The sequence below is a fragment of the Pseudomonas sp. BN411 genome, assembly GCF_029871235.1.
Classification (GTDB): domain Bacteria; phylum Pseudomonadota; class Gammaproteobacteria; order Pseudomonadales; family Pseudomonadaceae; genus Metapseudomonas.
In genome coordinates, this window is sequence record NZ_SSOM01000068.1 from 1 (window position 1) to 12,147 (window position 12,147).

Genomic DNA, 12,147 nt, shown 5'->3' on the forward strand with positions numbered 1-12,147 from the left:
TGAATCGCCCCTAGTTTCGTAGACACCTCCAAGCCTCATAATGAGGCCCGTTAGGAGGTGCCATGAGCAACCAGCGTTACCCCGAAGAATTCAAAATCGAAGCGGTCAAGCAAGTGACCGAGCGCGGCCTCCCCGTAGCCGAGGTGGCAGCGCGGTTAGGCATGTCGGTGCACAGCCTGTATGCCTGGATCAAGCGCTACGGCAAGCCCCAGGCGCAGCGGCAGCAAGAAGATGATCAGCAGGCCGAACTGCGTCGTCTACGCGCCGAACTCAAGCGAGTGACCGAAGAGCGAGACATCCTAAAAAAGGCCGCCGCGTACTTTGCCAAGGAGTCCGGCTGAAGTACGCCTTCATCAGCAAGCTGTCGGTGGAGTACCCGGTACGGCGTCTCTGCCAGACCCTGAAAGTGCATCCCAGCGGTTACTACGCCTGGCTGGCCGAGCCGAAATCCGTACGCGCCAAGGAAGATCAGCGCCTGCTCGGGTTGATCAAACATGCCTGGCTGGAAAGCGGTGGGGTCTACGGCTATCGCAAGATTCACGACGACCTGCGTGAGCTGGGAGAGTCCTGTGGCCGGCACCGCGTGGCTCGCCTGATGCGGGGAGAAGGGCTGCGCTCGCAGACCGGCTATCGTCGGCGCCCCGGCTATTACGGCGGCCGGCCAACGGTAGCTTCGCCCAATCGCCTGGAGCGGCAGTTCAACGTCAGTGAACCGAACAAGGTCTGGGTCACCGACATCACCTACATCCGCACCTATGAGGGTTGGTTGTATTTGGCGGTGGTGCTGGATCTGTTTTCACGCCAGGTGATCGGCTGGTCGATGAAGCCACGGATGTGCAGCGACCTGGCCATCGATGCCCTGTTGATGGCGGTCTGGCGGCGCAAGCCCAAGCAGGAAGTGATGATCCACTCCGACCAGGGCAGCCAGTTCAGCAGCTCGGATTGGCAGAGTTTCCTCAAGGCCAACAACCTGATCAGCAGCATGAGCCGACGCGGCAACTGCCACGACAACGCGGTAGCGGAAAGCTTTTTTCAGTTGCTGAAACGGGAACGCATCCGACGGAAGACCTACGGCACCCGCGAAGAAGCTCGGAGTGATGTGTTCGATTACATCGAGATGTTTTATAACCCCAAACGCCGGCACAGCAGCGCTATGCAGCTATCGCCAGTGGAGTTTGAAAAGCGCTATTTCCAGAGCTTGGAGAGTGTCTAGGAAAGCCGGGGCGATTCAATGCACGCCTATAAACGACCTGCACAAACCCTCCTAAAGTTGAAGCCCTAGGATCATCAAAGGAGACTTCTCGGGACGTACCACCCGCTATCTCCCCAAAGGAAATACCCATACCTCTTACATCATCAAGAATAAAATAGACAATTACCTCTAGAGCCCGAGCAGCGCTATTTTCAAGCTTATAGAAAGCTTTGGGACCGCCAATAGTCTCCGCAAACGTAATAAAGGTCAAACTAAACGAAGGCTCAAAAGGGATTTCGCTAGCTTCAACTAACTGACCCTGCCCCCTAACCAGTTCTTTTAGTTCGTTTGCTTGAAGCCCAAGCGCCGCCGAGCTGATTTTTAGCTCTTTCCCCTGCTGCAAATAACCTATAACCAACCAAGCAAATGCAACAGGCCCAAAAGCCCCCGCAAAAAAATCGCCTAGCTCATTAAGCTTTAACTGTAAAAACTCTTCATATCGGACACCCACAAGCAACACAATTATCTCTACCCAAATAACAGTTGCTAGCCCCGCCCACCATTCGACGCCCTTGCTGGACAAATACTCCCTCTGCCCAGTTAACCAATCTCGAACTCCTTGCATCGCCACCTTCCAGGCCAGTTCAAATCAAGCGAGTCCGTATACATCAGAAGAATTCTAATTGCCACTACGCCGGCGCTCTGGCTAGGGCTATCTGGAGCAATCATGACTACCGCAATCGATCAGTTCGCCGGGTTCGGCGGCTTCTCCTGGGCTGCGCGGCAAGCCGGCGCCGATGTCATCTGGGCCGCCAACCACTGGCCGGATGCGGTGCACTGGCACAGCCAGACGTGTACATCCGCATGGATGAACGCTCACCAATGGGCAGGCCTTCCCTGATCGCCGACATCCACCTGCCTCCAAAGGAGGGGCCCAGGTTCCCGACGCTCTACGACGTGCAGGTTCACGGCATGGCCGCAACCGCCCTGGTGATCACCGGAACGGAGATCATCGACGGGGCGGCCTATGCGCAGTCGTGGCATTGCCGCATTACATATGCCTGGGGCGGCTACATCCGAAGCTGTCAATCTTCCTGCTCGTCGGCGTACACCTGGTCCAGCTCACACAGCTCAAGAAGCTTGGCAATGAACTCTGATGTATTGCCTGACTGGTTGATGCATTTGCGCAGATTGCCGCGCCAGGGCTTTCCCTGGATCTGACGCTGGGAATCAATCACCACCAGGGCGTCGCGACTGGCCGGGTTCTTGTCGCAGTTCCAGCCACCGACATCCCAGCCGATGAAGATCGGGGATACATCCGTGGTAAGAGGCATGTCTCCGCTTTCGAGCATTTTCGACGTCCCATCAAGCGCTCGCCCATTGCCCGCAGAAAGACTGGAAGCGCTGACTTCACCAATGAATGATGAACACGCAGTTAACCCGCATTGCTCAGCTTTGCGTCTAAGCCCGTTCGTGGCCAAATTACGCATACGAAAAAGGCCGGTTCATTTCTGAACCGGCCTTTCTCTGAATATGGTCGGGACGGAGTGATTCGAACTCTCCGCAGTGGTCGGGGCAGCAGCATGTCCTGGCGACTGGGACGCCGGCGCCGGCCGGCGATTGGCGAGCGGTCGCCCCTACACCAGGGTCGACTCCTGCTGCAGCCACTGCTCGAAGGCTCTGCTTTCCGGTCTGCCCTCTTTGGCCGCGTAGTAGACCAGGCGCAGGTGGCGATCCTCGTCGATGGTCAGCGTGGTGTGCTCGAACACGATCTGGCCAATCGAATCGATGCGCAAGTTGCGAATGCCCTGGCACGGGCCATGAATATCCTGCTGTTGCCACCAGTCCCTGAAATCGGGCGAAACCTTAGCGAGGTCCTTTACCAGTGCGGCGATTTCCGGATCCTGGGTTGCCCGTACGAAGTCCCGACGGAAACTGGAGAGGATCTGCAGCGCCTGCTCCCGCCAGGGGTTGAACAGCGCTTGCATGCCCGGGCTGGTGAATAGCATCCAGAGCAGGTTGCGGCGGTCAGCCGGTATCGCGGAGAAACCGAAGACCCGGTCCGCCGCGGTGTTCCAAGCCAGCACGTCCCAGCGCAGGTTAAGCACATAGGCCGGGCGCGTCGGGATATCCGCCATCAGCCGATGGATCAGCGGCGGCACCACGCACCAGGTCCGCCCAGGCTCCGCCGGCAAACGCTGGTGAGCCAGCAGGAACAGATGACGACGCTCGGTGGCATCCAGCTTGAGGGCACGGGAGAGATTGTCGAGGAAGTTGGAGGACACGCTGATGTCCCGCCCTTGTTCGAGCCAGGTGTACCAGGACAAACCCACCCCCGCCAAAGCAGCCACCTCCTCTCGACGCAGCCCTGGCGTGCGTCTTCGGCAACCGGCAGGTAGCCCCACCTCCTCCGGCGAGATGCGCTCGCGGCGGCTACGCAGGAATTCGGCCAACTCTACCCGGGTGCGTTCAAGTGTTCGGGGCGCGCTCATCCGATTACCTCCAGTAACAGCATAAACAGTCAAATTGTAACCCCTATAAATCCCGAGAAGAATACCCCGGCCTGGCCGCAAACTCGCACGCCAGAGCACTTGCTTGATGAAGAAGCACACAGAAACCTGTCATCAGCTTGCTAAGGAGATAAAGGGATGTACCAAGCACTTCTTCGCCAACAACTGGAGACATTGAAGTCCTCCAATCAGTACCGCACCTTCACCACCCTCAGCCGCATCTGCGGCCAATACCCACTGGCCAAACTGGAAGGCCGCGACCACGAACCCGTCATCGTCTGGTGCAGCAACGACTACCTCGGGATGTCCCAGCACCCGGTAGTCCGGGAGCAGATGCTCGGTGGCGTCTCGCCCCTGAATGAGCGCATGGGCACGGATCTGGTGGTCGGTCTCAGCTGAGCGAGTACGACGTCAGCCTCGAACTCTAGTCCCCAACCAGATGTGGCCCCGTCTCGGGGCCGCATCCCTCAGTTCTTCCACCAACCTGCCTCCAATGGAGCGCAAACGAGTCTGAGCATGCACACACCTAACCAATCCCCCATCTACCTCATAGCGCTAGGGGCATTTGCCCTCGGGATGGCCTCCTACGTCACCGCCGGCCTGATCCCGATGATCGAAGCCTCGTTCGCGGTGTCCGTGGCGGTGGCTGCCCAACTGGTGACCGCCTTCACCCTTGCATACGGCCTGGGCTCGCCTATCTTCGTGGCCCTGACCCCGGCGCATCGCCAACGCACCGGCCTGCTGCTGGCCCTCGGCCTGTTCGTCATCGCCAACGCCGCCAGCGCGCTGGCCGAGAACTTCACCACGCTGATGGTCTGGCGTGCCGTCGCTGGCATCGGTGCCGGCGTCTACCTGGCCATGGGCATCGGCGCCTCGGCCGCGGTGTCCACGCCGGAACGCCGTGGCAAGGCCATCGCCATCATCATGGGCGGCATGGCCAGCGGCGTGGTGCTGGGCGTGCCGCTCAGCCTGCTGGTAGCCGAGCAGATGGGCTGGCAGACCGCCCTGTGGCTGGTCACCGTGCTCGGCCTGGTGGCTTTCTTCGGTCTGCTGCTGAAGCTCCCGGCACTGCCAGCCGCCACCGCCAGTACCCTGGGCCAGAAGCTGGCGATTCTCGGCGACAGTCATGTACTGGTCATCCTGCTGGTGTCCCTGCTGGCAGCCATCGCCAGCCTCGGCATGTACACCTTCATCGCCCCGCTGCTGGCTGACCCGGCCTATGGCGCGGTGCGCACGGTCACACCATACCTCTGGGTTTGGGGAATCGGCGGCGTGCTGGGTAGCTTCCTGGTCGGTCCCCTGGTGGATCGCATCAAAGGACCGGTCCTGACCTTCACCATCATGCTGATCCTTGCCGTATCGCTGTTCGTGCTGCCACTGTCGGCCGCGCTCGGAACCTGGCTGGTGATGCTGTCCATCGCTGTCTGGGGAGCCGTTGGCTGGGCCCTGCAGGTACCGCAGAACAATGAACTCATCTTGGCGCGCCAGACCCAGGGCGACGGCAACCTAGCCATTGCACTGAACGAATCAGCGCTCTACCTAGGCAGCGCCATCGGTGCAGCAGCGGGCGGCTTCGTGCTGCTGTTGCAGATGCCCACCTGGACCCTGGCCGCCTGCGCGGGCGGCGTGGCCGTCCTGGGCGCTCTGCTGCAGATCGTCAACCTGCGGCGCCAACCGAACTGGACCTGCGACGCGCAGGCCGAGCCCCACAACTGATGTACTCAAGTGAGGAAGGGCGGCGGAGCTACACCTCGCGCGTGCGTACACCGGTCTACGCATCAAACAATCGCCACCTCTCGCCAGTGCCAATCGAGAGGCTCTCCGTACGGTTAAACCATTCAAAGTGGAGGGGCTGGCGGGGCATTTTCTTCGGTGGGGCAAATGCAGAAACGAAAAAGGCCGGTTCATTTCTGAACCGGCCTTTCTCTGAATATGGTCGGGACGGAGTGATTCGAACACTCGACCCCTTGCACCCCATAAAGGTAAAGCCAAATCCACCGACATCCCTCAAAATCCATAAACCGCCTTGTAACCACCATAAATACTGGATTCAAGGCTTTCCAGCATCCGTCAGCATCTACTACCATCCATCCAAAGCCACGCTCAATTCACTACCAATTCACTACCAAATAGCTACCAGGTGCCCGGATGGCCAAGATCACTGACAAAGCCCTCAAATCCAAGCCGGGCGAAACCCACAAATGGCTGAGCGAAGTGGCCATATGGGGGCACGGCACCCTTCTCGCCCGAATCACCCCCGCCGGCGACAGGCTCTTCTACTTTCAATACACGACAGAAGCCGGCAAGCGCTACGCAATGCCTATCGGCACTTACGGTAGCGGAGTGGACGGAAGCATGACGCTCTCAGATGCACGCCAGCGAGCCATGGAGCTTGCTAGCTTGCACAAATCGGGCATCAGGAATATCCGTGAGCACCTTGAGGCTGAGGAAGCAGCAAGAGTCGCCGTACGCGATGCAGGGCTTGCAAAGCTGGCTGCGGAGAAAGCGGCTCTTGAGGCTGAGCACGCTCGCCAGGCTGCTCGCAAAAGCGTCAGAGAGCTCTTTGACCACTGGGCGAAAGTGGATCTCGTAAACCGAAAGGATAAGGGCGCTGAGGTACGGCGTATGTTTGAAAAGGATGTCCTGCCACGCCTTGGAAACATGGCGGTCGCCGACGTCAAGAAGGGTCATATCACCGAGGTGACTGACGCCCTCCTCGCTCGCGGCGTCAATCGCATGGCCAAGCTGATCTTCAGCTTAATGCGTCAAATGTTTCGCTTTGCCGTCGACCGCGATCTGATTGAGCACGACCCAACAGCCAGCATCCGCAAGGCAAAAATCGGCGGCAAGGATGTTGAGCGCGATCGAGTCCTCAGCGAGGAAGAAATTCGCCTGCTGGCAGCTAAATCTCCTGAGGCAGGTCTGCTGCCCTCGACAGACGCAGCGATCTGGATCGCACTCTCCACATGCTGTCGCATAGGCGAGCTGCTTGGCGCTCGCTGGGAGCATGTTGACCTCAAGCAAGGCGCATGGCTGATTCCGGCGGAAAACAGCAAGAATGGAAAACCTCACACGGTGGCCCTTTCTCCATTCGCCGCCCAACAGTTCGAGCGCATCAAGCAGATTAACGGGAAATCTACCTGGTGTTATCCAAATACTGACGAGTCAGGCCCCGTTTGCTCCAAGACTGTGACCAAGCAGCTCGGCGACCGTCAACGGGAACCAGGCAAAGGTGTAATGAGTAACCGCAGCGCAAAAACCCAAGCCCTTCTCCTTCCTGGGGGCAGATGGACACCACATGACCTCCGACGCACGGGGGCGACCTTTATGACCGCGCTAGGGGTGCTTCCTGAAGTGGCAGAGAGGTGCCTGAACCATACTGAAGAGAACAAGGTTAAACGGATCTACCAACGGCATAGCTACGTAAGTGAAATGAAGGCCGCGTGGGACGCACTGGGCACATATCTACAGCGACTTACCTGCCTGGAGCCCACGCAATTACCCTCACGTAAACATGATCAGGCTGCCCATGATTTCGGGGAGGAGAAGCTACTCGTCTAAAACCAACTGTCGCTATCGACCGACTCTGTTGAAAAATTCCCTTTGCAATTTCTGTCCGCAATAGAGGGTGAATGACGTTGAAATTTGAACCAATTACAACGCTGAACTGCTCCGGATTTCGCGTAGCAATGCCTCAATCGAGCGTTTTTCGCCTTTGTGCGAACGAGCCTAGATGACGCCGCCTTCTTCAACAGAATCGATCCACAGCGGACGCTGAGCCTATCACCTGCCGGCATAGCCAAAATGGGTTCCCCACCATACCTCGTTGGTTGTGCCTAGCTGATCTGGCAACCCGCATCAGCTTTCCATGAGACTGCTCCGATCCAAAGATCTTTTTGAGCGGCCCTGAGCCTTCCACGTGTCGACCTTTTTGCATTAGATTTACGCGAAACATGCTCAAATTAGCAGTTACCTTTCGGGCCGTAGACATCAATGCTTATAATGAGCCGAATCGACGGTCGAATACGCATCCCAGACACGCTTCGCACGACGGGCTGAGTGAACTACTGCGAAGTTCAACCGTATCTCCACCATAGAAATACAAGGAAGTGGGTTCTTGATGTCAAAGTTTAAACGCGAACACAACTATGGCCATCTAAATTTCTTTGAAATTGAGCGCAGTGGTCTTTATCGAGTACAGCGAAAATCCTCCGGAGATGAAATTATCTCTAAAAATCATGGACTTGGAACCACTGAGGTCTTTCGTGCGCTTGTGAAGTGGGTAAAAGGCCGAGGCTTCAAAGAGACGGCTCCGTGGCCCAGCAAAGGCGAGGCCGACAACGACCCAGTCATGTGCTACTGTCGGGAAATAAAAGAATTTCCCAACGGCGACTTCATGGTCGTACTGTGGAAACACGACCCAACCGATACTCGGGGGTTCCGTGGTTTGGAGCTTGGTACAGATGGAAGGCCGACCGGTAACTACATCACGAACGGCGCATCGAGCACCGGCGAAAACTATGTCTGGGGACACCCATGCTATTACTGGATTATTCCGGATAAAAACATGGTGGTCTCTGTAAAATTTGATGACTCTAAATGTGATTCCGAGCTAATGCAGAAGTGGGTTAACTACTGCGTTAGATATCGACTTAAATTTACCGGTTATAATTCTCGTCAGCCAGGCGATTCAGAAACAAGGATCAACTTCAGCACTCCTGCAAACCCAGAAACCTATAATCTTATTTACAGATTTTCGACCAACATAAAGATCTTCAAAACGAGCGAAGAGCACCTAGAGCGAATCTGCGAAACGACTAAATACATGCTCCTGCGAAATGAGGTCATCGTCAGTGACGCAGCGAAGGATGCAGAAGTGAAAGCATCAATTTCCGAAAGGGGAGGACTAGACGCAGCCAATATTGAAATATTTAATTACTTCCAGACCTTTATGACTAAATTCTTCCCGAAAGCGAAAGAAGCAGATGACAACATCCGAAAAGTAGAAATAAAGCTGGAAGCGACACCTTCCATTGAGCAGATGAAGGAGCTGCTCAGCTACTCATCTGGTTTTAGCGAAAACGGCTGGGCAGATATCATATTCATCGATGAAAACGAGAATGGCACATCAATCAAGCAGCATCGGATAGTGGAGCGCATCGTGCTTCCGCCTGCAATCGATGCATATAGTTGTGATCAGCTCTACAAAGTGGTGTCAGAAGCCCGGGATACGTTCTTGCCTCTCGCTAGCGTTGTCGAAGATGCAAACGAGCCTAGCGTATTGGGCGCTGGGAAAACTTCATGAAAGCACTTATTGCCTGCCTGATAGCTCCGCTCTTGATGCTCTTTTTTAGAGTTGAAATAGAGTCTAGCTCGGTATCCAACATACTCAGCTTGCTTGTTGCTATTGCCGGCGCAATTTTTACGATCATGAGTATTTGGGTAGCATTTCTCTATCCCAACGTGCTGAAGACGCTGAAGGGCGAGAATCTAATCAATGTCGATTTTTCAGCAGGCGGTGAGGACACCACAAGGCTCAAAGAGATCATTAGCGTTATTGTACAGTCAGCATCAACGATGGCAGTCGCTATTATGCTGTTGATCCTGGCCTCCTTTGTCAGCAATTTTGGTTTCAACGCCCAAACGTGGATCGCGGGCATTTGCCAGTTCGGCCTCCTATTTGTCAGCGGCCTTCAGATCTGTGCACTGATCAGCACCATCCGTATTAATTTGAGCTTTATGGATGTGCTGGAGAAACAGAGAGGAAAGCGGGCGAAGGACTGGGACACCTGACGGGAGAGGGCTGACTAATCCATCTTGTCGAGCCAGAAAGACCACCGGAGCTGCACAGGCCTCAACTTCAGGCCTGACGCACTCGCCACCTGGCGGGGAAAGAGGACGACTTTCATCACAAGTGTTTCGTCACACAAACTGTTCAGTCGATTGAGCTTCGACCTCTACTTTTGAGCAGCTAGTAGCTCGAACGCCCTGACGAGCTGGGCGAGTATCAATGCTTTTAGTACTTCAGTGGATTAGGAGCACTCCAGGAGCAATTGTGTTCTTACTTCGACATTTCCCATCCGTCCGTTTGGTAGTCAGTTCGCCGACACGCTGCTTTTGAGAGTTTCCCTCGCGGAAGTAGCTTCCTCTTTCTGAGCGTGATGCAGTCCCATTTATTTAGCCCCTTTTACATAATCGCGTGAGTGAGCTGGCCAAATGGTCCGACTCACTTTTTCCCCAACCTAGTCGCGAGCCGATTAGAAATCTTCCTCTTGAAAATCTAACTTGAGGTTAAGTTTTCCTTGGTAAACGCCAATTCTCTTTTTGGCTCGATCAATGACGTCGTTGAAATGCAAGATTTCGTAGTAGGTTTCGCCTAGCTTCATCCCACTTTCGGGGTCGATCAGCCCACTCGATTGGAACCATCCGTTACCCATCGGAAACTTAGTCCAACTGCCGCCTAGCCGGAGCGGATTGACACTGTCGCCTATTAGGTATCCATAAAACCTCTTTAGCTTCCCGGCTGATTTTGCGTTCAGCAAGTAGGCGTACTCCTGCAGGTCACCTATGTGTTCGTCCATCTGAACGCCAGGAGCCTTGAACTCCACGATGATTACCGAGCCTTCCTTACTAAAGATGGCAATGTCAGGACGCTTCCCGCTATTTTCATCGGCACGCTTCTCGAGTATCTCCTGAACTCCTTGATCAATATCCTCCGAGAATATTTTATTACCATCGTCCCAAGTTAGTTTTGAGAGTGGCATATCTGATGCGATGTAGTCGTAGTAGTGATACTCCTCACTCAAAAGCCAGATGTCATGGTCGGTGACCTCTGCGCTGTCTTTCCGCATGGGGAAGAATATGCTGTGAATAATCCTTTCGTCCTTGCGCCGCGCATCACTACCGACATTCTGCATTGCCAAACCTTTTCCACATGCTAAGTCCAGTATCTGGACTATTGCTGCACGTCGGACAATGAGCTGAGACAAATTTGCCATATCGATGTTTTTGAGCGAGGCGGTGTACTTCCAAGATAACTCGTTGATTTTCTCCCTAAAGTCTTCCGAATCAGGCTCAGCACTGGTAATCTCGTCTTTAAGACTCACAATCTGCGCCGTTTCAGAAATGACTCGCTCTTGGTATTTTTTTAGAACGCGCTCAGCAACTGCCAGAGGAGAATCTCCATAGACGATTCGTGTCGACGTATCTCTCAGCATTTCCTCGCTAATTCCAAATTGATTTGAAACCACTTTGAGAACGGTCTCCTTTTTCCAGTCTGCAGGAGTGACCATTTTCTCAATCACCGGATCTATTGCCTCGAAGATGGCTGCGTACGAGATGCCGTCCTGCGAAAACATGTCGCCGGGGACGAATTCTGCGGCAATATACTCAAAATCATCTCGCTGCTCATTTACTCGAAGATCAAGGTAATCGCTTTCGATTAAGACAATGTGGTGATACTCGCCTACCGGGTTGTTTTGCTCAGTCTTAGTGCGTAGATATCTCGATGTAATATCTTTGACTGGGGAGGATTTAGCGCACAGCGCAATGGAGTTCTTCGGGAGGTCATATTGCTTGGCATCGAGCTTATAATGAGAAATCTTGAAGCTCTGCGGGTCAGCCACGCTTTCTCCGCTCGCGGGGTTGTACTCATTAGCTGTTACTGCTTCCACAGTCGTGACGCTGGGCAGGTCGGAGCGCCTCAGACTGGTATTCTGAGTATCCTTTTTCCAGTGCTGGCTACTGAACTTGATTTCAAAATCACCCAAGCGACTGTCGAGGCCGATCAGTCGCTGTATGAATGTCACTAAAACATTTTTCTTCAAGTCAGAGGCGGAGAACAGCGAGCTTAGCTCATCGCCACGCATTATCTTAGCGTGCACGAATGGCCTGAGCCTCTTCAGCGTGATACTTGTCCCGACCTTAACTCTGCTGCCAGAGGCAGAGCTGAAGTCTTCGGCCTCAATTTGCTTCTGAGGTTCCAGATAGTGAAGTTTTCGCTCAGTGAGCGACTCCCCATCTTGATAGGTGCTTTCAAGCAGGAGCTCCGAGAAATGGTGAAAAAATTGAATTCTGCCAGCACCTTTACACTGGCCAATTCCCGAGATTGAGAGATCATCTTTGTAGGATGTGTCTTTCGTTAGGAAGGCCTTAAGCTGTTCGTCGCCCAGTCCACAGCCGTTATCTCGGCAGGAAATGATCATATCTTCCTGGTTTTCATCAAGACCGGCAGGTACGAAAATCACCTCAATGTCTACCTGCATGTCGGGAGCATGCGGATCACTAGCTTTCCGAATTAGATAAGAGTCTATTGCGTTAGAAAGAAGCTCTTCAAATACGACATACGGATTGGTGCTGAGCTTTGTGTTCTTTAGGCTTCCCCGAATGTCAAGCGTCATGATTTTCTCGATGTTAATTGTCTGAAGGCTAGATCTGATAGAAAAT

General features: G+C 54.4%; 9 protein-coding genes and 2 pseudogenes. 7 read left to right on the forward strand and 4 right to left on the reverse strand.

The window, feature by feature from the left end; translation table 11 throughout:
- Window positions 1–62: 62 nt before the first annotated feature.
- Window positions 63–1,213 (forward strand): IS3 family transposase gene (locus E8F06_RS15050; RefSeq protein WP_280363247.1). Its coding sequence is split into 2 segments (ribosomal slippage): window positions 63–306 and window positions 306–1,213, totalling 1,152 coding nucleotides; the frame shifts between segments, so codons are not numbered across the junction.
- Here E8F06_RS15050 and E8F06_RS15055 read toward each other — a convergent pair.
- Window positions 1,152–1,817 (reverse strand): hypothetical protein, encoded by a 666-nt coding sequence (locus E8F06_RS15055; protein ID WP_280368600.1) that lies wholly within the window; start codon window positions 1,815–1,817, stop codon window positions 1,152–1,154. The genes E8F06_RS15050 and E8F06_RS15055 overlap by 62 nt on opposite strands.
- 102 nt (window positions 1,818–1,919) lie before the next feature.
- Here E8F06_RS15055 and E8F06_RS15060 point away from each other — a divergent pair.
- Window positions 1,920–2,039, forward strand: a pseudogene (locus E8F06_RS15060) (DNA cytosine methyltransferase); the annotation flags it as partial.
- Window positions 2,040–2,277: 238 nt separating this feature from the next.
- Here E8F06_RS15060 and E8F06_RS15065 read toward each other — a convergent pair.
- Window positions 2,278–2,526, reverse strand: a complete 249-nt coding sequence (locus E8F06_RS15065) for a hypothetical protein (protein ID WP_280368603.1) — start codon at window positions 2,524–2,526, stop codon at window positions 2,278–2,280.
- A 303-nt stretch (window positions 2,527–2,829) separates the two neighbouring features.
- Window positions 2,830–3,684 (reverse strand): helix-turn-helix transcriptional regulator, encoded by an 855-nt coding sequence (locus E8F06_RS15070; RefSeq protein ID WP_280368605.1) that lies wholly within the window; start codon window positions 3,682–3,684, stop codon window positions 2,830–2,832.
- A gap of 156 nt (window positions 3,685–3,840) precedes the next feature.
- Between E8F06_RS15070 and E8F06_RS15075 the strand changes: the two are divergent.
- The 5 genes and pseudogenes from E8F06_RS15075 to E8F06_RS15095 all read left to right on the forward strand — a co-directional run.
- A pseudogene (locus E8F06_RS15075) lies at window positions 3,841–4,038 on the forward strand (5-aminolevulinate synthase); the annotation flags it as partial.
- 180 nt (window positions 4,039–4,218) lie between these two features.
- Entirely contained in the window at window positions 4,219–5,418 is a 1,200-nt protein-coding gene (locus E8F06_RS15080; RefSeq protein ID WP_280368611.1) for an MFS transporter, read from the forward strand.
- A 432-nt stretch (window positions 5,419–5,850) separates the two neighbouring features.
- A complete protein-coding gene (locus E8F06_RS15085) occupies window positions 5,851–7,263 on the forward strand; it encodes a site-specific integrase (protein WP_280368614.1) in 1,413 nt (470 codons plus the stop codon).
- Window positions 7,264–7,822: 559 nt separating this feature from the next.
- On the forward strand, window positions 7,823–9,007 hold the full coding sequence (locus E8F06_RS15090; protein ID WP_280368616.1) for a hypothetical protein: 1,185 nt from the start codon (window positions 7,823–7,825) through the stop codon (window positions 9,005–9,007).
- Window positions 9,004–9,495 (forward strand): hypothetical protein, encoded by a 492-nt coding sequence (locus E8F06_RS15095; RefSeq protein WP_280368618.1) that lies wholly within the window; start codon window positions 9,004–9,006, stop codon window positions 9,493–9,495. Before E8F06_RS15090 ends, E8F06_RS15095 begins: the two co-directional genes overlap by 4 nt.
- 464 nt (window positions 9,496–9,959) lie before the next feature.
- Here the strand turns inward: E8F06_RS15095 and E8F06_RS15100 are convergent, their stop codons facing one another.
- Window positions 9,960–12,101, reverse strand: coding sequence for a hypothetical protein (locus E8F06_RS15100; RefSeq protein WP_280368620.1), 2,142 nt, complete (start codon window positions 12,099–12,101; stop codon window positions 9,960–9,962).
- Window positions 12,102–12,147: the final 46 nt, after the last annotated feature.

Coding starts and splice junctions, on each gene's coding strand:
- E8F06_RS15095 (WP_280368618.1), top strand. CDS start 9,004: ATGAAAGCACTTATTGCCTGCCTGATAGCTCCGCTCTTGATGCTCTTT.
- E8F06_RS15065 (WP_280368603.1), bottom strand. CDS start 2,526: ATGCCTCTTACCACGGATGTATCCCCGATCTTCATCGGCTGGGATGTC.
- E8F06_RS15085 (WP_280368614.1), top strand. CDS start 5,851: ATGGCCAAGATCACTGACAAAGCCCTCAAATCCAAGCCGGGCGAAACC.
- E8F06_RS15090 (WP_280368616.1), top strand. CDS start 7,823: ATGTCAAAGTTTAAACGCGAACACAACTATGGCCATCTAAATTTCTTT.
- E8F06_RS15080 (WP_280368611.1), top strand. CDS start 4,219: ATGCACACACCTAACCAATCCCCCATCTACCTCATAGCGCTAGGGGCA.
- E8F06_RS15100 (WP_280368620.1), bottom strand. CDS start 12,101: ATGACGCTTGACATTCGGGGAAGCCTAAAGAACACAAAGCTCAGCACC.
- E8F06_RS15070 (WP_280368605.1), bottom strand. CDS start 3,684: ATGAGCGCGCCCCGAACACTTGAACGCACCCGGGTAGAGTTGGCCGAA.
- E8F06_RS15055 (WP_280368600.1), bottom strand. CDS start 1,817: ATGCAAGGAGTTCGAGATTGGTTAACTGGGCAGAGGGAGTATTTGTCC.